The 776-nt window shown below is 67.1% G+C and carries 1 pseudogene; it reads right to left on the bottom strand.

What is annotated here, in order from left to right:
• Positions 1-776, bottom strand: a pseudogene (locus KN815_RS37365) (SdrD B-like domain-containing protein); the annotation flags it as partial.

Below are 776 nucleotides of genomic sequence, written 5' to 3'. Positions count from 1 at the left end.
GCAGCGGCACTTCGTTGCGGCCCTCGGGATCCTGGATCCCATTGTGGTCGCCGTCGAACCACACCCGGTTGCCGATCTGGATCGGCGCGTTCGCCGCCTCGTAGGCGATATCGCCGAGCCCACCGGCCTTACCGAACCCGCTCTGTGCCTGACTGACGAACTGGTACCCGTTGGCTTTCGGGTTGTTGCCCGGGCCCTGGCCGGTGGTGATGTTGTGGTACCCGGTCCCTGAGGTCGCGACGTCGACGACCGGGTCGAACTCCGTGCTGACGACCCACTGCTGCTGCGGGATGTAGGCCACCGACCCCAGCGCGGTCTCTGCGTGAACTCCGTTGCCATAGAAGTCGCCCGGGAAGTACTCGACGACACTGCTGTCCTGGTTGCCACCGGTGGCGGGGGTGGCGTGGTTGGGGCAGTCCCCGGTGCCTTCCCACGAGTACCCACCGGTGGGATTGGCGCAGGCCATGTTGATGTCGCCGCCGGCCATGCCGCTTTCCGGGGTGTCGTTCCCCGGCCTCGGGTCCAGTCCACCCCAGGCCACGACGTCCATGAACCGGTCACGGAAACCGAGGACCATCGAACCGTCGCGGGTGAAGGCGAGGGAGGCGAGCTCCGGCTGCGGATCGATGAAGACGTTGCCCACCTTCCGCTCGTCCCACGTGGCCAGGGAGGTGTTCCACGGGTTCCAGTGGGTGGCCTGGTCGACGTCGTTGGAACCGAAGACGGAGCCGCGCTTGGCGGTGAGCGGCTGGGTCAGCACGGTGTCGAACTGTCCG

Origin of the sequence: Streptomyces niphimycinicus (assembly GCF_018883605.1) — a bacterium.
Classification (GTDB): Bacteria; Actinomycetota; Actinomycetes; order Streptomycetales; family Streptomycetaceae; genus Streptomyces; species Streptomyces niphimycinicus.
The sequence above is the reverse complement of the archived record's forward strand: the minus strand, read 5'-3'. Positions and strand labels throughout refer to the sequence as shown.